This is a genomic window from Pelagibius sp. (assembly GCF_028289705.1).
Classification (GTDB): Bacteria; Pseudomonadota; Alphaproteobacteria; order Kiloniellales; family Kiloniellaceae; genus Pelagibius.
This window is the reverse complement of the sequence record NZ_JANQOI010000153.1, coordinates 1-21,691: the sequence shown is the minus strand read 5'-3', so window position 1 is coordinate 21,691 and position 21,691 is coordinate 1. Positions and strand designations below refer to the sequence as shown.

20 protein-coding genes are annotated in these 21,691 nt (G+C 66.7%); 14 read left to right on the top strand and 6 right to left on the bottom strand.

Translation table 11 applies throughout. The features are described 5' to 3' along the window. From Q0996_RS19150 to Q0996_RS19130, 5 genes are all read left to right on the top strand, one after another. On the top strand, positions 1-596 hold a 596-nt coding region (locus Q0996_RS19150), incomplete at its 5' end, for a hypothetical protein (protein WP_322096754.1). Next, positions 593-1,123 carry a hypothetical protein gene (locus Q0996_RS19145; RefSeq protein WP_299623471.1) on the top strand — a complete coding sequence of 177 codons (531 nt, stop codon included), beginning with the start codon at positions 593-595 and terminating at the stop codon, positions 1,121-1,123. The genes Q0996_RS19150 and Q0996_RS19145, both read left to right, overlap by 4 nt. A 34-nt stretch (positions 1,124-1,157) precedes the next feature. Further along, on the top strand, positions 1,158-3,092 hold the full coding sequence (locus Q0996_RS19140) for an ABC transporter ATP-binding protein (RefSeq protein WP_299623469.1): 1,935 nt from the start codon (positions 1,158-1,160) through the stop codon (positions 3,090-3,092). A 5-nt stretch (positions 3,093-3,097) separates the two neighbouring features. Further along, complete coding sequence (locus tag Q0996_RS19135) at positions 3,098-4,096, top strand: ABC transporter permease (protein WP_299623466.1); 999 nt, start codon at positions 3,098-3,100, stop codon at positions 4,094-4,096. Then, positions 4,093-5,268 carry an ABC transporter permease gene (locus Q0996_RS19130; protein WP_299623464.1) on the top strand — a complete coding sequence of 392 codons (1,176 nt, stop codon included), beginning with the start codon at positions 4,093-4,095 and terminating at the stop codon, positions 5,266-5,268. The genes Q0996_RS19135 and Q0996_RS19130 overlap by 4 nt, the downstream gene beginning before the upstream one ends. A gap of 24 nt (positions 5,269-5,292) precedes the next feature. Here the strand turns inward: Q0996_RS19130 and Q0996_RS19125 are convergent, their stop codons facing one another. Next, entirely contained in the window at positions 5,293-6,618 is a 1,326-nt protein-coding gene (locus Q0996_RS19125; RefSeq protein ID WP_299623461.1) for an adenylate/guanylate cyclase domain-containing protein, read from the bottom strand. A 233-nt stretch (positions 6,619-6,851) separates the two neighbouring features. After that, positions 6,852-7,685: an MBL fold metallo-hydrolase gene (locus tag Q0996_RS19120; protein WP_299623457.1), complete on the bottom strand. Its 834-nt coding sequence runs from the start codon at positions 7,683-7,685 to the stop codon at positions 6,852-6,854. Between the two features lie 169 nt (positions 7,686-7,854). Between Q0996_RS19120 and Q0996_RS19115 the strand changes: the two genes are divergently transcribed. Then, complete coding sequence (locus tag Q0996_RS19115) at positions 7,855-9,102, top strand: MFS transporter (protein ID WP_299623454.1); 1,248 nt, start codon at positions 7,855-7,857, stop codon at positions 9,100-9,102. 141 nt (positions 9,103-9,243) lie between these two features. On the opposite strand, the gene Q0996_RS19110 is transcribed toward Q0996_RS19115, so the two are convergent. Both Q0996_RS19110 and Q0996_RS19105 read right to left on the bottom strand, forming a co-directional pair. Further along, on the bottom strand, positions 9,244-9,939 hold the full coding sequence (locus Q0996_RS19110) for a response regulator transcription factor (protein WP_299623451.1): 696 nt from the start codon (positions 9,937-9,939) through the stop codon (positions 9,244-9,246). Positions 9,940-10,009: 70 nt separating this feature from the next. After that, positions 10,010-10,921 carry an alpha/beta hydrolase gene (locus Q0996_RS19105; RefSeq protein ID WP_299623448.1) on the bottom strand — a complete coding sequence of 304 codons (912 nt, stop codon included), beginning with the start codon at positions 10,919-10,921 and terminating at the stop codon, positions 10,010-10,012. An 87-nt stretch (positions 10,922-11,008) separates the two neighbouring features. On the opposite strand from Q0996_RS19105, the gene ribA reads away from it, so the two are divergent. The 4 genes from ribA to Q0996_RS19085 all read left to right on the top strand — a co-directional run bounded on the left by ribA (position 11,009) and on the right by Q0996_RS19085 (position 14,655). Beyond that, complete coding sequence (gene ribA / locus Q0996_RS19100; protein ID WP_299623445.1) at positions 11,009-12,154, top strand: GTP cyclohydrolase II; 1,146 nt, start codon at positions 11,009-11,011, stop codon at positions 12,152-12,154. A gap of 155 nt (positions 12,155-12,309) precedes the next feature. After that, the gene (locus Q0996_RS19095) at positions 12,310-13,251 is read left to right on the top strand and encodes a hypothetical protein (RefSeq protein ID WP_299623443.1); all 942 of its coding nucleotides are present in this window, start codon (positions 12,310-12,312) and stop codon (positions 13,249-13,251) included. A gap of 109 nt (positions 13,252-13,360) precedes the next feature. Next, on the top strand, positions 13,361-13,912 hold the full coding sequence (locus Q0996_RS19090) for a L,D-transpeptidase (protein ID WP_299623440.1): 552 nt from the start codon (positions 13,361-13,363) through the stop codon (positions 13,910-13,912). 89 nt (positions 13,913-14,001) lie between these two features. After that, the gene (locus tag Q0996_RS19085) at positions 14,002-14,655 is read left to right on the top strand and encodes a hypothetical protein (protein WP_299623437.1); all 654 of its coding nucleotides are present in this window, start codon (positions 14,002-14,004) and stop codon (positions 14,653-14,655) included. An 11-nt stretch (positions 14,656-14,666) separates the two neighbouring features. Here Q0996_RS19085 and Q0996_RS19080 read toward each other — a convergent pair whose 3' ends face one another. Together Q0996_RS19080 and Q0996_RS19075 are read right to left on the bottom strand one after the other, a co-directional pair. Next, the gene (locus tag Q0996_RS19080; RefSeq protein WP_299623474.1) at positions 14,667-15,377 is read right to left on the bottom strand and encodes a YggS family pyridoxal phosphate-dependent enzyme; all 711 of its coding nucleotides are present in this window, start codon (positions 15,375-15,377) and stop codon (positions 14,667-14,669) included. Positions 15,378-15,397: 20 nt separating this feature from the next. Further along, positions 15,398-16,225: a sulfotransferase domain-containing protein gene (locus Q0996_RS19075; protein ID WP_299623434.1), complete on the bottom strand. Its 828-nt coding sequence runs from the start codon at positions 16,223-16,225 to the stop codon at positions 15,398-15,400. A 410-nt stretch (positions 16,226-16,635) separates the two neighbouring features. Here Q0996_RS19075 and Q0996_RS19070 point away from each other — a divergent pair, with 410 nt between their 5' ends. The 4 genes from Q0996_RS19070 to lptE all read left to right on the top strand — a co-directional run. After that, positions 16,636-17,691, top strand: a complete 1,056-nt coding sequence (locus Q0996_RS19070) for a porin (protein ID WP_299623431.1) — start codon at positions 16,636-16,638, stop codon at positions 17,689-17,691. A gap of 148 nt (positions 17,692-17,839) precedes the next feature. Next, positions 17,840-18,376 carry a DUF3576 domain-containing protein gene (locus Q0996_RS19065; protein ID WP_299623429.1) on the top strand — a complete coding sequence of 179 codons (537 nt, stop codon included), beginning with the start codon at positions 17,840-17,842 and terminating at the stop codon, positions 18,374-18,376. Between the two features lie 139 nt (positions 18,377-18,515). Then, positions 18,516-21,080 (top strand): leucine--tRNA ligase, encoded by a 2,565-nt coding sequence (gene leuS / locus Q0996_RS19060; RefSeq protein ID WP_299623426.1) that lies wholly within the window; start codon positions 18,516-18,518, stop codon positions 21,078-21,080. Between the two features lie 63 nt (positions 21,081-21,143). Continuing rightward, positions 21,144-21,691 (top strand): LPS assembly lipoprotein LptE (lptE, locus tag Q0996_RS19055; RefSeq protein WP_299623423.1); only part of this gene is annotated, 548 nt, incomplete at its 3' end.

Genomic DNA, 21,691 nt, shown 5'->3' with positions numbered 1-21,691 from the left:
AGGTGCTGCAGCACGGCTTCGCCCACCGCAATCACGCGCGCGCCGATGAGAAGAAGTGCGAGTTGCTGGCGCCCGGCCGGCGCCCCGAGATCCTCACCGAATTGGCCAGCGGCCGTGCCGTGCTGACGCAGCGCTTCGGCGATCGAGCGAAGGCGATTCTGGTTCCGCCCTGGAACCGCATCCATGGCGATCTGCTGGCCCGGTTGCCGGACCTGGGGTTCACCGGCCTCTCCACCTACAAGCCCCGCGCGGCAGCCGAACCCCTGCCCGGGCTGCGCCAGGTGAACTGTCATGTCGACCTCATGCTCTGGGGGCCCGAGCGCCGCTTTGCCGGCGAAGCCACGGTGCTGGACGCGCTGGTCGACCATCTGGCGGCGCGGCGCCTGGGCCGCGCGGATCCGGAGGAGGCGACCGGGATCATGACCCATCACGCGGTGCATGACGAGGCGGCCTGGACGTTCCTGGAAGAGCTGCTCGACCGCCTGTCCCGACACCCGGCCGCGGCATTACTGTCGGCCGAGGCCGCCTTTTCCGCCGGGGAGAGGGCCCGCACCGCCGATGCCCTCGGCGCCGGCGCAGGAGGAGGGGCGGCATGATCGTGTTCCGCTACCCGGTGAGGGCCTTGATCGGCGATTATCTTCGCTCCGGCGGCGGCCTTCTGGTCGGCCTCGGCGTTCTCGCCGTTGTGCCGCCGAACCTGCCGGTGCTGATCATCTTCGGCGGCATTGCCCTGCTGTTCGCGGTCTTCGGTCTGCGCACCGTGCATCGACACACCCTGGAAGTTGCGGTGACCGAGCAGGAGATCGCCTGCCGGGGCCTGGGCGCCAAGGTGCTGCCCTGGGCGGAACTGGAGACGATGAGGCTGCGCTACTTCGGGGCCCGGCGCGGCAAACGCAGCCTCTTCGGCAGCGGTTTCATGGAACTGCGGCTGAAGGGAGCCGGCACAACGGTTACCTTCGAGTCCAGCCTGGACGGCTTCCGGCAGGTCGCCGAGATGGCGGCCCGCGCCGCCCAGGCCAAGGGGCTGGAGATGGACCCGGCGACGGCCGGCAATCTGATCGAACTGGGGATCGACAGCGAGGCAGCAGGCGCGGGGTGCGATTCCCCGCCAAACGTCCTATAACGCTGACGACAAAGCTGGGGTACAAGGGCCAGGCGTGCGAAATCTTTTGCAGATAAAGGACTTGCGGATCAGCTTCGATCTGCCGGAAGGGCGGCTGAACGCGGTGCGCGGGGTGTCTTTCCGCGTGCCCGCCGGACGGACCGTGGCCCTGGTGGGGGAGTCCGGCTCCGGCAAGTCTGTGGTCAGCCAGGCCATCATGGGCATCCTGCCGCGCAGCGCCCGCATCGACAGCGGGCGCATTCTGTTCAACGACCCGGCCACCGCCGACCAGGTCACCGACATCGCCAGCCTGCACCCCGACAGCACGCTGATGCGCGGCATTCGCGGAAGCCGCATCTCCATCATCTTTCAGGAGCCCATGACCTCGCTGTCGCCGGTGCACACCGTCGGCAACCAGATCTGCGAGGCCCTGCATCTGCACCGCGACGTCAGCACCGCCGAAGGCCTCTCCCTGGCCACCGAGATGCTGCGCCTGGTCGGCTTTCCCGACCCCGCCAAGGCGATCAAGACCTACCCCTTCGAATTGTCCGGCGGCCTGCGCCAGCGCGCCATGATCGCCATGGCGCTGGTCTGCCGGCCGGCGCTGTTGATCGCCGATGAGCCGACGACGGCCCTGGACGTCACCATCCAGGCGCAGATCCTGAAGCTGCTGAAGGATCTGCAGGCCGAGCTCGGCATGGCGGTCCTGATGATCACCCACGACCTCGGCGTGGTCGCCAATGTGGCCGACGAGGTGGTGGTCATGTACCACGGCGAGATCATGGAAAGCGGCACCCTGGAGGATATCTTCCGGGCGCCCGAGCATCCCTATCTCTCCGCCCTGCTGCGCGCGGTGCCCCGCTTCCACATGGAACCCGGCGAGCGCCTGGTGCCGATTCGCGAGATCAAGAAACAGGGCGACGGCGCCTTCCTGAAGCAGAAGGCCGAACAGTCCGCCGACGCCGACGGCACCATCCTGCAGGTCGAGGGCGTCACCAAGCGCTTCTCGATCCGCAAGTCCGGCCTCTTCGGCAGCGGCGGCAAGAGCGATGACGTGCTGGCGGTCGACGACGTCAGCCTGACGGTCGAACGTGGCGAGTGCCTGGGCCTGGTGGGGGAGAGCGGCTGCGGCAAGACGACTCTCTCCAAGATGATCATGCGCGCCCTCAGCCCCGACAGCGGCAGCATCATCTTCAACGGCGCGCGGCCCGGTCAGCACGAGACTGACGTGCTGGCGCTGCAAGACAAAGATCTGATGGAGTTCCGCAAGCAGATCCAGTTCGTGTTCCAGGACCCCTTTTCCTCCCTCAACCCGCGCATGACGGTGGGCGAGATCATCGCCGAGCCGCTGGTCATTCACGGCATCGGCACGCCGGCCAGCCGGCGCGCCGCGGTCGAGGAGCTGATGGGCGTGGTGGGCCTCAACCGCCAGCACATCCGCCGCTATCCCCACAGCTTTTCCGGCGGCCAGCGCCAGCGCATCGGCATCGCCCGGGCCCTGGCGCTGCGGCCTCAACTGCTGATCTGCGACGAACCGGTCTCGGCTTTGGACGTCTCGATCCAGGCGCAGGTCCTGAACCTGTTGAAGGACCTGAAGCAGGACCTGGGCCTCACCTATATCTTCATCAGCCACAACCTTGCGGTGGTCGACTATATCGCCGACCGCATCGCGGTGATGTGCCGCGGGCGCATGGTCGAGCTGGCGCCGCGCGAAAGCCTGTTCCGCGAACCGATCCACCCCTATACCCGGGCGCTTCTCTCCGCGGTGCCCGAACCCGATCCGCGCCAGCGCCTCGACCTCACCGCGCTGATGCAGGGCCGCGCCTCCGATCCCGCCGCCTGGCCCGAGCCCTTCCGGATCGATGGCCATCAGCCAATGGCCCTGATCGACCTGGGTGGCGGCCACCACGTGCGCGCCCGTGCCGGTGCCGATCCAGCGCTGCTGCGCTGCGGCCCACGCCCGGTGATGCAGGAAAGCGCGAGGGTCTGACGGCAATGCTGAGCTACTTCGCCCGCCGCCTGCTGGTCATGATCCCCACCCTGCTGGTGATCAGCCTGGTGGTCTTTTTCATCATCCAACTGCCGCCGGGCGACTACCTGGAAACGCTCATCGCGGAAATGCAGGCCCAGGGTGAGAAGGTCGACCAGGCGCGCATCGACTTCCTGCGCGAACAGTACGGCCTCGACAAGCCGATGATCGAGCAATACTGGCTTTGGCTCATCGGCATCCTGCAGGGCGATCTCGGCTACTCCTTCGAGTTCGAGCTGCCGGTGGTGGAGGTGATCGGCAGCCGCTTCTGGTTCACCGTGGTCCTGGCGCTGGCCACCACCCTCTTCACCTACATCATCTCCTTTCCCATCGGCATCTACTCGGCGGTGCGCCAGTACTCCGTCGGCGACTACACGGCGACCTTCATCGGCTACTTCGGCCTTGCCATGCCGAACTTCCTCTTCGCCCTGGTGCTGCTGCACTACGCCAACGTCTGGTTCGGGCTTTCCATCGGTGGGCTGATGGACCCGAAGTACATCGACGCGCCCTGGACCCTCGACAAGGTGATCTCGGTGATCAACCACCTCTGGATCCCGATGATCGTGATCGGGACCGCGGGGACCGCAGCGATGATCCGCCGGCTGCGCGCCAACATGCTCGACGAGCTGCAGAAGCAGTACGTGGTGACGGCCCGCGCCAAGGGCCTCTCGCCGATGAAGATCATCCTCAAGTACCCGCTGCGTCTGGCACTCAATCCCTTCATCGCCGACATCGGCATGTTGCTGCCGCAGATCGTCTCCGGCGCGGCGCTGGTCTCGGTGGTCATGGACCTGCCGACCAACGGGCCGCTGCTGCTGCGCTCCCTGCAGAGCCAGGACATGTACCTGGCCGGCGCCTTCCTGATGTTCGAAGCGACCCTGGTGGTGATCGGCGTCTTCATCTCCGACGTGCTGCTGGCCATGCTCGACCCGCGCATTCGCCTGGGAGGGGCCTCGTCGAAATGAGCGATCGCGACCTGCGCCCGGGCGAGCCGCTGCCCCACTACGTCAACGAAGCGCCCTTCGACCCCCACCGCGCCGACACCTTGACGCCGGAGCAGGAGCGCTACTACCAGGCTTCGCAGTGGAGGATCATGTGGTGGAAGTTCCGCCGCCACAGGGTCGCGGTCTGGTCCGGCGCCTTCCTGCTTGCGGTCTACTTCGCCATCGTGATCTGCGAAGTTCTGGCGCCCTACAATCTGCACACCCGCGACACCAAGCACATCTATGCGCCGCCCCAGGGCCTGCACCTCTTCCACGAAGGCGAGTTCATCGGCCCCTTCGTCTACGGCTACGACTTCAAGCTCAACATGGAGAACCTGGCCCGCGAATACGCGCCGAACCCGGAGAAGGTGCAGAAAGTGCGCTTCTTCTGCCGCGGCGACGGCTACGAATTCTGGGGCCTGATCGCCGGCGACTTCCATCTCTTCTGCCCCGCCGAGGGCGGCACGCTCTATCTCTTCGGCACCGACCGGCTGGGCCGGGACATGCTCAGCCGCATCATCTACGGCGCGCGCATCTCGCTCACCATCGCCTTCATCGCGGTGTCGATCTCCTTCGTGCTGGGGGTGATCATCGGCGGCGCCGCCGGCTACTACGGCGGCATGGTGGACGCCGTCGTGCTGCGGATCATCGAGCTGATCCGCTCCTTCCCCGAGCTGCCGCTGTTCATGACGCTGTCGGCGCTGCTGCCGGTGACCTGGAGCCCGATCGGCGTTTTCGTCGGGATCTCGGTGATCATCGGTTTTCTGGACTGGCCCGGCCTGGGCCGTGCGGTGCGCGCCAAGATCCTCTCCCTGCGCGAAGAGGACTTCACCACCGCCGCCCAGCTCATGGGCGCTTCACCGGCGCGAATCATCGGCCGCCATCTCCTGCCCAGCTTCACAAGCCACCTCATCGCCTCGATCACCCTCTCGGTGCCCACCGCGATCCTCGGCGAGACCGCGATATCCTTCCTCGGCATCGGCCTCAGGCCACCGGTGACGTCCTGGGGGGTGCTGCTGAACGAAGCGCAGAACATCAACACCGTGGAGCTCTACCCCTGGCTGCTGCTGCCGGTGGTGCCGCTGTTCATGGTGGTCTTGGCGTTCAACTTCCTGGGCGACGGACTGCGCGACGCGGCAGACCCCTACAAGTAGGGCGACGAATGCGATCGGCGGCGCTCAGGCGGCGATGACGACCAGGCCCATGTGGTTGGTGACGCCGCCGACCTGAATGCCGTCCAAGGATTCTTTCTGGCTCTCCGGCGCGTAGCCCTGGGACAGGGCCAGGTCGTAGGTCTCGCGGTCGCAGAGGGCGCGCACGCCCAGTTCCTTGTTGTGCTTTTCCAGTTTCGCCGAGAGGTTCACCGCGTCGCCGATGACGGTGTATTCCAGCCGGCTTTCGTCGCCGACGGCACCGAAGAGGATGGAGCCGGTGGCCACCGCCCCGTTGACCGTCGGGCAACTCCGCCCGTTGGCGCGGCACTGCGCCTGCCAGGCGGCGGCGGCGGCCATGGCGTCGTCCAGGGCCCGCAGGGCGTCGGCAGCGTAGGTCTGGGACGGGTCGGCGGCGCCAAAGGTGGCCATGATGCCGTCGCCCAGGAACTTGTCGATGGAGCCGCCGTGGCGCTGGATCACCGGCACCATCTGCTGCTGATAGTCGGCCAGCAGGCTCATCACCTGGTCCGGCGGCGCCTCGCCGGCCATGCGGGTGAAGCCGCGCATGTCGAGGTTCAGGATGGCCGCCTGGCGCAGCTCGCCGGTGCCGGCGCGGATCTGATCTTCCGAGCCCTTGATGCGCTCGGCGATCTCCGGCGCGAAGAAGCGCGACAGTTCCTGTGCCGCCGCCTGCTCGGAGACCGAACGCACCAAGAGACCCTTGGCCCGGGCCAGGGCGATGGCGATCAATCCGGTGACCATGAGGATGGAAATGATCTTGTCGAACTCGGCGCCCAGCAGGACGGAGTTGGACGTCATGTAGGCGACGTAGTCGCGGGTAATCATGGTGTCGAAGGGATCGTAGTAGATCACGTAGAGGATCATCAGCCCCCAGCCGATGGCCGCGACCACCCCGGCCAGGAGCACGAAGCGGGCGTCGAAGCGCAGCGCGCGCAGGGCGATGAAGATGAAGACGTAAAGCAGGGTGGGGGCCTTCAGATAGAAGGAGGCGGGCTGCATGTACTGGATGTGGAAGCTCCAGATCAGCACCATCAGTAGCGTCATGTCGAAGAACACCGAGATGGCCAGCGACCAGTCCGGCAGGCGGCCGAGGTGCGACCAGATCACCCGGATGATGGTGAGGACGAGATAGACGGAGAGTGCCCAGGGGACCGGGGCGATATCGACCTCCGGCTTGGGCGAGACGAAATAGAGGGTGCCGAAAATCATGACGATGCCGAGCTGGATCCAGGAGATCAGTCGTTCCGTCGCATCTTCCTGCGCCCGGACCGCCGCTTTGACCCGCTCCGGCAGGCCTGCTTCTCGATCCTTGTGCCACCAACTCAGCATCAGCCCATCCTCGTCACTGCCACAGCGAGGCTGTGCGTTAATCCGTTTATTTTAGGCGATGTTCCGGTCTCAGGCTGATCGCAGCGCATAACTTCTGCGTGACCGATTTGCGGCCTCGGACCGGAAGAGTGCCGGAAGATTGAAGGGCCTTTCGGGGGCGGGGACAGCCCGCTGCCCGTTCGTCTTCCGACATGAACGGCCCGCCGCAGTCGGTGGCGCCGCGGGCTGCGGGATCATGGCCGCAGGATCATGCCTTCTTGGGCAACGATGGTGCCGGGGCGCATCGCCTCGGCCTCCTCGGCGACTCGGTCCATGAAGCTGTCCTCGTGGCTGGGGTCGTGATGAAAGATCACCAGCTTCCCGGCGCCGGCCTTCTCGCAGAGACGCACTCCCTCCTGCCAGGTGGAATGCCCCCAGTTGCGGTACTTGGGAAACTCCTCGTCGGTATAGGTGCAGTCGTAAATTACCAGATCGGCGCCTTCGATCAGCTCCAGGATGTTGCGGTCCGGCTTGCCCTCCAGGTGCTCCGTGTCGGTCACATAGCAGATGGCATGGCCGCGGAAGTCGATGCGGTATCCGGTGGCGCCGTTGGGGTGGTTCAGCGGCGCGGTGATCAGGCGCACGCCGGGCCGCGGCTCCAGCACGTCGCCGGCGGTGAAGTCGTGGAAGGAGACGTTGGCGGCGAAGATCTTCGGCGGCACCGGAAAGAGGGGGGCGTTCATGAACTGCACCAGCACGTCGTGCAGGGTCAGTTCCGGCACCAAGTGGCCTGCCCAGAGCCGTATGCGGCTGCGCTTGTCGAAGAGCGGCGCAAAGAAAGGCAGGCCGACGATGTGGTCGTGATGGGTGTGGGTGAGGAAGATGTCCGCGTCCAGCGGCTTGTCGGCCATCAGCGACTTGCCCAGCGGGCGCAGCCCGGTTCCCGCGTCGAACACAAGGATCTTCTCGCCGCAGCGCACTTCCAGGCAGGCCGTGTTGCCGCCGTAGCGCAGGTGCTTCTCGCCGGGACAGGAAATCGATCCCCGGGTGCCCCAGAAACGAACAAAAAAATCGCCACCGTTCTGCAAAATGCCAAAATCCCTTCAGTTCGCGACACAGCCTTGACGGGGTGAGGCCCAACTGACAGGTCCGGGCGAACCGGAAATAGCTTTGCCGACAATTGGTTCACTCTAGCGAATAGGAGCGCCGCGCCCCAATGAAAATCTCCCCACGGCAAACGCAGCGGGCCGGCGCCGCTTGACCGAGCAGAAGGCCAACCAGCTTGCGGTGATCTGCCTGGGCCTGGCCCTGGTGCTCTTCGCCGCCTTTTCCCAGTTCAAGCTGCCGGTGGTGCTGCCGGTGATGCTGGACCGCTATGGCTACGACCCGGTGCTGGCCGGCGGCTTCATGTCGGTCTACGCGGCCCTGGGGATCGTTCTGTCGATCTGGATCGGCCGCCGGGTCGAAAGCCTGGGGCCGCTGACCCTGGTCCTCTTCGCGCTGCCGCTGATGGCCGGCGGCACCCTGGTCTCCCTGCTCGCCCCGCAGCAGGGTCTGGTGGTCCTGCTCGGCCGCGCCCTGGAGGGCGCCGCCTTCGCCATCCTGGCCGTGGCCGGGCCGGCTCTGGCCAGCAACGCTGCCGCGCGGCGGCACCGCGCCCTGGTCATGGGCCTGGTCGCCACCTGGATGCCGGCGGGGCAGCTGCTGGCGGCCCTGCTGGCGCCGCTGGCCCTTGCCACGACCGGCTGGCCTGGGCTCTGGGTTGCCAGCATCGCCATGGCCGCCGCCCTGACCCTCTGGACCTGGCTGGCGAGACGCGGGCGGCAGCCCCGCGGCACCGATCCCACAGCCGCAACGGCGGAATCCCCGACGCCGCGGAGCCTGACCCGGGCGCAGCGCCAGGGGCTGCTGGTGACGGCGGCCGTCTTCATGCTGTGGTCCGGCCAGTACATCGCCTACATGACCTGGCTGCCCGAGTATCTCGTGAGCGCCCTGGCCATGTCCGTGGAGACGGCTCTGTGGATTTACCTGATTCCGGTTATCTTTGTCGGGGCCTTCAACATCATCACCGGCTTCCTGCTGCGCCATGGGCTGCGCCCGGAGCACCTGCTCTTCGGCGCGGTCTGCGTACAGGCGCTGCTGTGGTGGCTCCTGCCGGTGAGCAATGAGGGCATCGCCGGCCTGGTGTCCCTGACCCTCTACGGCGTCACCGCCGGCATCGCCCCCACCTGCCTCTTTGCCCTGGCGACGGTGCTGACGGAGGGGCCCGGCCAGACCGCGCGGGCCTTCGGTACCGTCATGACCGGGCGCAACTTGGGGGTTCTGCTTGGCCCGCTGCTGCTCGCGCAGATGCTGAAGTGGTCCGGCGACTGGATCGCCAACAGCCCCGTCTTCGGCGCCGTGACCAGCCTCGCCGCGGTGCTCGCACTGCTGCTGATCCCGGTGGCGCCGAAGGTGCGCGGCGAACTCGCGGCCGCCAACGCCGGCGGGAAGGGGATGTCTTGATCGGGCCTAGAGCAGATCCTGGTTCGATGGAATCGCGGGAGCGATCCATCGAACCAGGATCTGCTCTAACTCTCAAGTGTAGAGCGGATTCACATGTTTAGACGCAAACACGTTGGTGTTTCCGTCTAAACATGATCCGCTCTAGGGAACCAGCCGGTATCCGCCCGGTTCGGTCACCAGGATCTCGGCGGCCGAGGGATCGTTCTCGATCTTCTGGCGCAAGCGGTAGACGTGGGTTTCCAGGGTGTGGGTGGTGACGCCGGCGTTGTAGCCCCAGACCTCGCCCAGCAGCTTGTCCCGGCCCACCACCTGATCGCCGCTGCGGTAGAGATACTTCAGGATCGAGGTCTCTTTCTCGGTCAGGCGCACCTTCTTCTTGGACTCCCCGTGGGTCAGCAGCTTGGCGCTGGGGCGGAAGGTATAGGGACCGATGGTGAAAACCGCATCCTCGCTCTGCTCGTGCTGGCGCAGCTGCGCGCGCATGCGCGCCAGCAGGACCCCCAGGCGGAACGGCTTGGTCACGTAGTCGTTGGCCCCGGCGTCCAGCGCCAGGATGGTATCGGCATCGGACTCGGCGGCGGTCAGCATGATGATCGGCGACTTCACGCCGCCGCGGCGCATCAAGCGGCAGACTTCACGCCCGTCCATGTCCGGCAGACCCACGTCCAGCAAAATCAGATCGTAGTAGTCGGCCTTGGCCTTCTCTAAACCGACGGCTGCAGTCTCGGCCTCCGCGGTTTCGAATTCCTCATGCAACCGGAGCTGTTCGCTGAGCGACTGGCGAAGCGCCGAATCATCATCAACAAGCAGGATTTTCTTGCCGCTGGCGCCGCTCATACCGGACATCCATCTCCCAGATTCACCCGAATCCCCGTAAATTCTCAGATAGCACCGCAGAAGCCCCTGTTCAAGAAAGCTGCCCCGCCAACATCTGCTGCACTGCAGCACAAAGCGGGTGGCCGGGTTCGCCCAGGGCGTCGACGGCATCGAAATGGTGGCGCCCGGGAAGAGGGACGTCGTGGAGCGGCAGGCCGCGGTCACGCCAGGCCGCCGCGAACTCCCCGTGCTGGCGCAGGAACTCGTTGGTCTCTTCGGACCCGACGGCGACGATCAGCGGCGGCGCCGTCTTTGGCAGGTTGTTCAGCGGACTCCAGGCAGCCGTCTCATCGGCCGGAATCCCCAGTACCGCGTTCTGGTAGCTGAGGCGGATCGGCAAGAGGTCGTAGACCCCGGAGATCGAACAGCCCCCGGCCGGAAAAGCGGGGGGCAGGTCGCCGTCCAGCGCCGGCCAGTCGGTGGCCAGCGCCATGGCCGCCAGATGGCCGCCTGCGGAATGCCCGGCGACCACGATGCGATTCCGATCGATGCCGTAGCGGTCGGCCTCTCGGTACAGCCAGGCGAGGGCACGGCGGATCTGCGCGATCATGGTGCCGATGGAGGTCTCCGGCGCCAGGCCGTAGTTGAGGCTGGCATAGGCGGCGCCGGCCTCCAGGAACGCCGGGGCCAGATAGCTGTAATCGCTCTTGTCCAGGGCCTGCCAATAGCCGCCGTGGATGAACGCCAGCAGGGGCGCGGGGCCTTCGGTGGCGGCGGGAAAGAGATCCAGGGTTTCCACCGGCGAAGAGCCATAGGCGATGTCGAGGCGGGCGTCGAGGCGCGACCGGGTCGCTTCCGAGTCCCGGGCCCAGCGGTCGAAGAACTGCTGATGGTCCGGCCAGCGGGCGCGAAGATTGAGCTGGGCGTCGAGCCCGGCCTGGTCGTAGTCACGAAAAACCACTGGGTTTTCGGCAGCCCCGTCGGCCCCGTCTCCAGATGTCATGCTTCGGTATCGTCCCCTGCAACGGGCCCGCTGCGGCCTTTCGGCAACGTGACATGGCCGGGTCGCAGCCGTAAAGTAGCCCCTACTATGGAACAGCCGGTCAGCAATCAGAAGTCCCCGGATGCCGCCGTTCTGCAGGCGGTCGAGCGCGCCCTGGCCGAACTGCGGCGCGGCGCGACCATCGTGCTGCACGACTGGGCCGGGCAGGGGGCCCTGGTCCAGGCGGCCGAGCAGGCCAGCGCCGAGGGCCTGGCCACCTTGGGCAAGCTGGCGGGCACCGACGCGATGCTTCTGCTCACCGCCCGGCGCGCCCAGGCGCTGGCCATGCCCGAGGCCGAGGGCCTGATTGCCAGCGGCGGCGTCCTCGCCCTGGCCCTGGACGACCGCGGGCCGGAGCGGATCTGTGCCCTGGCCGATCCGACGGGCCCGAAAGCTCCCGGAACCAAGCCGCGGCGGGTCGTTTCGGCGCCGGCCGGGCTGGACGTGGCGGCGGTTGAGCTCAGCAAGCTGGCGCGCCTGCTGCCCGCCGCACTCATGGCGCCGCTGCCGAGAACCCCCGTGCAGAGCCCGCGGGCCTGGGCCGATGCCCACGACCTGATGGCGGTGACCGCCGCCAACGTGGCCGAGTACCGCTATGCCGCGGCCCGCTCGCTCACCCAGGTGGCCGCCGCCGCCGTGCCCCTGGCCGATGCCGAGACCGCGCGTATCGTCGCCTTCCGCCCGGACGACGGCGGCACCGAACATCTGGCCATCATCATCGGCGAACCGAGCCGCGACGAGCCGCTGCTGCTGCGCCTGCATTCCGAATGCTTCACCGGCGATCTGCTGTCGTCGCTGCGCTGCGACTGCGGCGAGCAACTGCGCGGCGCGATCCAGGCGATGGCGGAGGCCGGCTCGGGCATCCTGCTGTACCTGACCCAGGAAGGCCGGGGCATCGGACTGGTCAACAAGCTGCGGGCCTATACCCTGCAGGACCTGGGCTCCGATACGCTGGACGCCAACGAGCAGCTCGGCTTCGACGCCGATGAGCGGGTCTACCTTCCGGCCGCCCAGATGCTGCACCAACTCGGCTTCCGCAAGGTGCGGCTGATGACCAACAACCCGCAGAAGGTGGCCGCCCTCAGCCGCTTCGGCATCGCCGTCGAGGACCGGGTCGCCCACAGCTTCCCCTCCAACGGCCACAACGAGATCTACCTGGCGACCAAGGCCGAACGCTTCGGCCACCTGTTCTAGCTCGCCGGAATGAATTCCCCGGCCCGGCGCCTCGCGGGGGGCAGATCTTGCCGGTCCGCTGGGCCGTCCGGCCCGGGGCCTCGCCGCTAACTCCTTGACTTTCCACACATTCACTATTTGGCGCGGGACTTGCAGCCTGCGCGGGTGGAGGGGTTATGGGCGATATACAGTTCTACGGCGGATACGTGAACGCACAGCAGGCCGCGGCAAGCCGTCTCGGGGCGCCGGCGGCGGACCTGGCGTCCGCCGAATCATCGGCAGAGACCCCGGCAGGGGAGGGCGCGGATGCCGAGTTCACCTTCGGCGACTTCCTCGACATCATCAATCCGCTGCAGCATATCCCCATCGTCTCCACCCTCTACCGTGAGATCACCGGCGACGAGATCTCCGCCCCGGCACGCGTCTTCGGCGGCACCCTCTTCGGCGGGCCGGGCGGTTTCGTCGCGGCGGTCGCCAACACCCTGTTCGATGAAGTGGCCGGCGAGGACCTGGGCGCCACCGCCGTAGCCTTGTTCGACGGTGAAGAGGCACCGGCGGAGCCGCAACTTGCGAACCCGCCCTCCGGGCCGGACAGCGCCGGGAGTGCGGCGGCAGGCGCCACCACAGCGAGCGGCGCCATGACGGCGGCGCCCCTGATCACAGCCGCGGGTGCGACACCATCCGTGCCGGCGCGCGACACTAACGCGCCTGCCGGACCGCTCACCGGCCAGGATGCCCTGAACGCCCTGTTCAACGACCTCCATGGCGGCGGGCGCGCCCCGGCGACGCCGAGCCTGCCCGCGGCGGCGGCTGAAGCGCTGACCGGAGCCGAGCCCACGTCACCGAGCGCGCCGCCGAAGCAGTCCACCGCCGTGGTGCCGCCGACACCCACAGCGGCGCCGAACCTGGCCCAGGCGGCCGGTCCGGAGCCTTCGGCTTCGACGCACCACCAGCCCGCAGCGCACCCCCAGATGATGGCTGCCGGGGCGCCGGAAGCCGCCTTTGCCCAGCAGATGATGCAGGCGCTCGACAAGTATCAGGCGATGGCCGGCCAGCGCCCCGGTGCGATCCCAGGCAACGCGCCGGATGAAACCCGCTCCCAGCCCCCCAAACCTTAAGCCGGCTGCCGCTGCCTCAAAACGGTCTGGAGCGGGCATGCCATTGCGGTCATGCTAGCGCCCCTTCTAAACCCGGCCGTCGCGGGACGGACCCTTTGGATCTGGCCTTATGGATCTGATCGTTTTTCCGAGCGCTGACGGCTATTGCGCCGACTGGCGGGGCCGGCGGTTGCGCTGTGCCGTCGGCCGCAGCGGTCTGACCTCGGCAAAGCGCGAAGGCGACGGCGCGACGCCGGTCGGGCGCTGGCCGATGCGCCGCCTGCTCTATCGCAGCGACCGCCTGGCGCAGCCGGTCACGGCACTGTCCAGCCGGGCCATCGCCGATACAGACGGCTGGTGCGACGCGCCCGGGGACCCGGCCTACAACCAGCCGGTCCAACTCCCTTATGCAGCCAGCCATGAAGTGCTGATGCGCGAAGATGCCATCTACGATCTGCTCGTGGTGTTGGGCTACAACGACGACCCGGTGGTCGACGGGCGCGGCAGCGCGATTTTCCTGCACGTCGCCCGGGAGGACTATGCCGGGACCGAGGGCTGCGTTGCCCTGGCGGCGCCGGACCTTCTGGCCGTGTTGGGCGAAGCGCGGCTTGGAGACTGCGTAGAGGTGCTAAACGCGGACCCCAAGGGGTCGGAAAGTGCGTCGGAACTCAAGAACATGTGATCCCTAACCCCGACGATCTATGGAAACGCCCGCGCGGGCGCTTACGTAATTCACAGGGCATGACCGACGAACACCAGGGAGTCCCTGCAATGAACGCAAGCCAAAGCCCGCATCGCCTCCGCTCCGAAGATCCCGATCGCCTTCGCTCGGGAAGTCCCAATCGCCTTCGCTCAGGCGGTCTTCTGCTGGCCGCCGCTTTCGTGGCCCTGACCGGCCTTTCGGCCTGTGCCGGCAGCAAGGGCGTGGTCTACAACAAGAACTTCACCGCCGGCTATTCGCCCAGTAGCCTGGCCGCCTTGCGCACGCCGCTGCTGGTGGAGACCTTCGGCGCCCCCGCCGCCGGCGTTTCCCAGGAGGCCGTGACGGCCTCCACCGTGGAAGGACTTCGCAATTCGGGGCCCCGCTGGACCCAGATCGGCTACAGCGCGGATCCCTCCGACGCGCCCAACCCGCCGTACCGCCTGCGGTTTGCCTATGGCGCCCCGAACGCCTTCGCGCGCAGCGATCTCTGCGCCGAGGATCTGGTGGCGGGCGACGTCGGCAGCGATGCCGAAAACCGGCGGACCGTTGTGGCGCTGTGCCGCGGCGAGCGCTACGTCAGCATCGCCGAGGGCTCGGCCGGGGCCAATGCCGACATCGAGTCCAGGGCCTTCGGCGAGTTCGTCGGGACCATCGGCCGGCAGGTGATGCCCCGCAACAACCCTGTTGTCGAGAAGGAGTGCCTGTTTCGGATCTGCGATTGAGGCGCCGCGGCTCAGGCCGCCCCGCCTTCGGCCGCTGACGGTGCCGCCTCCGGCCTGACCGGCCGCGGGCCGAACACTGCGGTGCCCACGCGCACGAAGCTGGCGCCGAAGGCGATGGCCGTCTCATAGTCGCCGCTCATGCCCATGGAAAGCGCCAGCGGCTGGTCGGCGCTGTCATTGCGCCGGGCAATCTCCCGCAGAAAGGCGAAATGCAGGGCCGGCTCCTCATCGACCGGGGGGATGCACATGAGGCCTTGGACATTGAGCCCGAGGGCCCGGCATTCGGCGATGAAGCCGTCGGCCTCGGCGGGGGCAATGCCCGCCTTCTGCGGCTCCTCGCCGGTGTTGACCTGGATGAAGCAGGCGGGGTTCAGGCCGGTCTTCTCTGCTTCCCGTGCCAATGCCTTGGCCAGTTTCGGCCGGTCCAGGGTCTCGATGACGTCGAAGAGGCCCAGCGCCTCCTTCACCTTGTTGGTCTGCAGCGGCCCGATCAGGTGCAGGCGCAGGTCGGCAAAGCGCTCGCGCAGCGGCGGGTACTTGGCCTTGGCCTCCTGGACGCGGTTCTCCCCGAAGGTCCGCTGGCCCGCCGCCAGCGCCTCCTCCACCGCCGCCGCGGGGTGAACCTTGCTGACCGCCACCAGCTCGACCGCCAGCGGATCGCGGTCCGCCGCCCTGGCGGCCTCGGCGATGCGCCGTCGCACTTCGGCGAGATTCTCGGCAATGCGTCCCACGGCGGCGGCCCTCAGTGATAGCCGAAGCGGTTCATCTGGACGCCATGGTCCAGCTCGATCTGGCGCACCTGCTGCGCGGTCAACTTGTCGCGCCAGCCCCCGGAGCGCCCTGAGCGAAAGAACCGCTGGCTGTGCTCGGAACGTTCGGCGAAGCCGGACTCGGCTTCCTGCTTCTGCAGCGCCTTGAAGGAGGCGAAGGTGACCGCGCGCTCGATCTGCTCGGGGCTCGCCGGGATGCCGACGTGCTTGGCCACCCGGGTGAACTGGTCGAGCGGATCGGCCAGCAGATCCTCGTAGCGGGCCACAAGAATCCCGGGGTGGCGCCACTTGGTCCAGGAATCGACATGCACCGACCAACTGCCGATGCGCTCATAGACGATCTGGCCCGGAATACCCCGGCCCCGGGCCTCGGGGTCGTTCATCAGCCTGATGGTCTCGTCGATGCTGATGCCGTAGTGGTCGGCGGCCGAGATCACCACATCGCGCGGGTCGCGAATGATATAGATCGCCGCCTTGGTGGCGGCCATTGAGATGATCGGGTGGCCGAAATCCTCACCCAGATAACTGTGGGTTTTCATGGGGATGACGTGTTTGTTCAGGCTCACCGCCCGGTCCTGGGCCTTGGTGCGCAGGGCGGCCAGGCGCTCGCGCGAAAGCTCGTGCACCGGCTTCTTGCTGAAAGGCTTGAACCAGATCTCGTTGGGCTCGCTGGGACAGACCTCGTTGATCCGGGGCAGTGCCAGCGGCTCGTCGCCGGCCAGGATGAGATTGGCAAGAAACACCCGCATCCAGGTGTTGCCGGACTTCGGGTAAGAAGCAAGCCACAGAATTCCGGGCATCGGGGCCAGCCTTGGGAACGAGGGAACGGTGTCGCCACAGAGACGCGGCGGTCGGGCATCCTCTAGGGAAAAGCCCTGCCTGATGCAAGGCCGACGACCCGGAGCCACTGACCTGGGGCCGAGAAAGGGCACCATTCTATCGCTTTAAGCGAGTAGTGAGGGCCAATATTCTGCGAAAACGCGCAAACAGCGGTTATTTCCCAATCATAAGGGGAGCCGCGAAGTGTCTGGTATGGCGCTGAAAATCAGATCTGTTGCAGCAAAGGCACAGTGTGTCGGAAAAACAACTTAACCCCATTGCTCTCCCTTGCGATCCCAAGCCCAGGCTTGTACCAACAAATCATCCCGTGGCTTGGGGTACCCACAATAGACACCGTATTTGGAGCTTTTCGGAAATGAAAAAGGTTTTAATGGCAAGCAGTGCCATTGTCGGAGCTGCGGTTCTGGCTGCCTCGCCTGCTGCCGCTCAGGAGCTGTCGCTGAACGCCTTCCAGGTGTTCGTGGTTTCTGGCGGTGATGCAGACAGGGAGACTTCGGACCGGGGTTTCGCCTTCTCGACGAACACGGAAGTGCACGTCAAGGGCGAGATCATGGCCGACAACGGCATCACCTTCGGCTTCCGCGTCGAGTTTGAGGCCGACACGGGCAGCACGACCAACACTGACGAGAACAGCATCTACGCCCAGGGCAGCTTCGGTAAGATCGAGTTCGGCAACAATGACGGTGCTGAAGACACCTTCATGCATAACGGCTCGAACTCCGGCGTCGACTACGGCGGCGTTGGCAACCCGACGTCCAACTTCATGGAAGATGCCTATCAGGGTGAGGCGCGGACCTCGGTGGACTTCGCCAATGGCGTCGACTCCAGTGACGGCACGAAGATCACCTACACCACGCCGAACTTCAACGGCTTCAGCGCCGGCATCAGCTACAGCCCGGACACCTCCGACGGTGACGACGGCAACGGCTTCAACGACGAAGACACCGGTGGTATCCACGATCACGTGGGTATCGGCCTCGGCTTCGACGGTGAGTTCAACGGCGTTGGCGTCGAGCTGGGCCTGGTCGGTGCGATCGGTGAGGCGGATGCCGAGCCGGAAGACACCGTCTACGGCATCGGCGGTGGTTTCGCCATCAGCTATGCCGGGTTCACCTTCGCGGCCGGTGCGATCTATGACGACGCCGACGGCAACGGTGGTGAAGGCTACGCCTTCGACGCCGGTATCGGCTACTCGCAGGGCCCGTGGTCGTTCTCCGTCAACGGCATCTACTCCGAAGACGACGACTCTTCGGATGAGTTGCTGGCTGGCTCGGCCAACATCGGCTACAGCGTCGCCCCGGGCGTGCGCGTCTTCCTGACCGGCTTCGTCGGCAACGAGGACTACGGCTCAGGGACCACGGCGGACGAGGGCCGGGACGACAACGACATTGTCGCTCTGACCAGCGGTATCGCTGTTTCGTTCTGATCCCGATCAGAAACGAAAAGTGCGTTGGGCGGCACCTTCGGGTGCCGCCCATTTATTTTGCCCCGGTCAAGGCCCTGTGATATCTACTCGTTCCGGCGCTCGCGGCGTAAAACTCCGGCGAAGAGCGGACACAAGGGACGGAAGAGCGATGACAAGGACGGCTTTCGACGGCATGACGAAATGCCTGGCAAGCCTCGCCCTGGCATTTGTCGTGGCAGGCTGCGGGCTTGGCGGCCAAGCCATTTATCCGGACGAGACCGAGGAGAAGCTTGCCGAGACCAGAGGCTCGCTGCTCGGCGACGACCAGATCGGCATCGGCGGCGAGCGCGACCGTCCGGACGCCAGCGGCGGCGATGCAGGCATCGGGGTCAACTCCTATCTCTGGCGGGCGTCGCTGGACACCGTGTCCTTCATGCCCCTGGCCTCGGCCGATCCTTTCGGCGGGGTGATCATCACCGACTGGTACTCGCCGCCCGACGCCGTGGCCGAACGCTTCAAGATCAACGTCTACATCCTTGGGCGCGATCTGCGGGCCGACGGCGTGCGCGCGGCGGTGTTCCGCCAGCTCCAGGATCCGCGCAGCGGCGCCTGGGTCGACGCGGCCGTCGAGGACCAGACCCCGGTGGAGATCGAAAACGCGATCCTGACGCGCGCGCGGCAACTGCGCATCGCCTCGCTTCAGTAAGCCGGGCGACCGCCGGCTTCCCGCAGACCAGCAGCCCATCTGCCGTACGCCCAGCCATCGTACGCCCACGCCGGGGTGATACCGGGGCGGGCGGCAGACCCGCCGGGACCGTGAACATCCCCTCCAAGTGCACCAGATCATGAGCCGTTACAACGCCAAGGACATAGAGGAAAAGTGGCAGAAGGCCTGGGAGCAGGCCGGCTGCTTTGCCGTTCAGGAAGACCCGGAGCGCGAGAAGTACTACGTGCTGGAGATGTTTCCCTACCCCTCGGGAAAGATCCATATGGGGCACGTACGCAACTACACCATCGGGGACGTGGTCGCCCGCTACAAACGGGCCCGCGGATTCAACGTGCTGCACCCCATGGGCTGGGACGCCTTCGGCCTGCCGGCGGAGAACGCCGCCATGGACCGGGGCATTCATCCGGCGCGCTGGACCTACGACAACATCGCCACCATGCGCGCCCAGTTGAAGCTGATGGGCCTTTCCATCGATTGGGACCGCGAGATCGCCACCTGCCATCCCGGCTACTACGTGCAACAGCAGCGGCTGTTCCTCGCCTTCATGAAGGCGGGGCTGGTCTATCGCAAGGAGTCCTCGGTGAACTGGGACCCGGTGGACCAGACGGTGCTGGCCAACGAACAGGTGATCGACGGCCGCGGCTGGCGGTCCAACGCCCTGATCGAGCGCCGCAAGCTGTCCCAGTGGTTCTTCAAGATCACCGCCTTTTCCGACGTGCTGCTGTCCGCCCTGGACGAGATGGAGCGCTGGCCGGAGAAGGTGCGGCTGATGCAGCGCAACTGGATCGGGCGCTCCGAGGGCGCCACGATCCACTTCGAGATCGAGGGCCGCAGCGACCGCCTGACGGTCTTCACGACCCGGCCGGACACCCTGTTCGGGGCCTCCTTCTGCGCCCTGGCGGCCAACCATCCGCTGTCCGCCGAGGTGGCGGCGAAGGACCCCGCGGCCCAGGCCTTCATCGAGGCCTGCAACCGCCTTGGCACCAGCGAGGAGGCGATCGAAAAGGCCGAAAAGCAGGGCTACGACACCGGCCTGCGGGTACGCCATCCCTTCCTGCCGGGCCAGAGCCTGCCGGTCTATATCGCCAACTTCGTGCTGATGGAATACGGCACCGGGGCAATCTTCGGCTGTCCCGGCCACGACCAGCGCGACCTGGATTTCGCCCGCAAGTACGCGCTGCCGGTGGTGCCCGTGGTCCTGCCGCCCGATACCGACCCGGCGGGCTTTGAGATCGGTACCGAAGCCTATGTCGGCGACGGCACCGCGATCAATTCTGGCTTCCTTGACGGCCTGGGGGTCGAAGCCGCCAAGCGCGCCGCCGTCGAGCGGCTGGAGACCGACGGCAACGGCGAAGGCACCGTGCAGTTCCGCCTGCGCGACTGGGGCATTTCGCGCCAGCGCTATTGGGGCTGTCCGATCCCCGTGATCCACTGCCCCGACTGCGGGCCGGTCCCGGTGCCGGAAGACCAGTTGCCGGTCGCCCTGCCGGAGGACGTCAGCTTCGACACGCCGGGGAACCCGCTGTTGCGCCATCCCACCTGGAAGCAAGCGGTTTGCCCGGCCTGCGGCGGGCCGGCCGAACGCGATACCGACACCATGGACACCTTCGTCGATTCCTCCTGGTACTTCGCACGCTTCTGCAGCCCGCGGGCGGAGGCGCCCATGGACCGCCAGGCCGTCGATTACTGGCTGCCGGTGGACCAGTACATCGGCGGGGTCGAGCATGCGATCCTGCACCTGCTCTACGCCCGCTTCTTCACCCGCGCCCTGGCCGAGGTCGATCAGGTGAGCGTGAGCGAGCCCTTCGCCGGGCTCTTCACCCAGGGCATGGTCTGCCATGAGACCTACAGGGACGCAGCGGGCAAGTGGCTGTTCCCGGAGCAGGTGGAGAAGCTGGCGGACGGCGGCGCGCGGCAGGTGGAGACCGGCGGCGCGGTGAGCGTGGGCCGCTCCGAATCCATGAGCAAGTCCAAGCGCAATGTGGTCGACCCGGAGACGATCATCGACACCTACGGCGCCGACACCGCCCGCTGGTTCATGCTCTCCGACAGCCCGCCGGAGCGCGACATGGAGTGGACCGACGCCGGCGTCGAGGGCGCCTGGCGGTTCACCCAGCGCCTCTGGCGCCTGGTCACGGAGAATCACGGGCAGATGGCGCCAGGCGGCACCCCGGCCCCCGCCAACCTGGGGGCGGCCGCCCTGGAGATGCGCCGCACGGTCCACAAGACGGTGCACGCCTTCAGTGACGATCTGGAGAAGTTTCGCTTCAACCGAGCCGTCGCACGGGTGCACGAGCTGGCCAATGCGCTGGCTGGCTTTGCTCCGGACGACGACGGCGGCCGCTTCGTGCTGCGCGAAGCCTTGGAGATGATGGTGCGCCTGATCGGCCCGATGATGCCGCACCTGGCCGAAGAGCTCTGGCACGGCCTCGGCCACGAGTCGCTGCTGGCCGACGAGCCCTGGCCCGCCGCCGATATGGCGTTGGTCGCCGACGAGCAGGTGACCCTCGCCGTTCAGGTGAACGGCAAGAAGCGCGCGACCGTCTCGCTGCCGATGGACGCCCCGGAGGGACAGGCGCAGGAACTGGCCCTGGCGGAGCCGGCGGTGCAGCGCGCCATGGACGGCAAGGCCGCCCGCAAGGTCATTGTCGTTAAGAACCGCATCGTCAATGTGGTAGTCTGAGCCATGGATAGATCTCGACGGGCTTTCTGCGTTCTCCTGCCGCGGGTCACCGCGGCAACGGCCTTGCTGCCGCTTGCCGCCTGTGGCTTCCAGCCGCTCTATGGCCCGCGCGACGGCGCTGACGGAGTATCGGCGGAGCTCGCGGCGATCCGCATCGAGCCGCTGCGCGACCGTGTCGGCCAGCAGATGCACAACTTTCTGCGCGACCGCCTGAACCCCAACGGCCAGCCGGTGTCGCCCAGCTACAACCTGCGTCTGAGCCTGACCGAGGTCCTCAGCGAACTCGGCGTGCGCCGGGACGAAACGGCGACGCGGGCCAATCTGAAGCTGACCGCGAATTTCTCCCTGTTGGAATCCGGCCAGGCCGAGCCGCTGCTTACCGGCCGGTCAACCTCGACCACCAGCTACGACATCCTCGAGAATCCCTTTGCGACCACCATCTCGGAACGCAATGCCCGCGAGCGGGCGCTGCGCGAGGTGGCCGACGACATACAGACCCGGCTGGCGGTCTACTATGAATTCTGGTTTAATTTGAGGCTCCTCGTCGAGTTCATTTTCATTGACGAGAAGCTCCAAAACGCAAGCAGCTGTACCCCAGTCGTTCTGTGCTT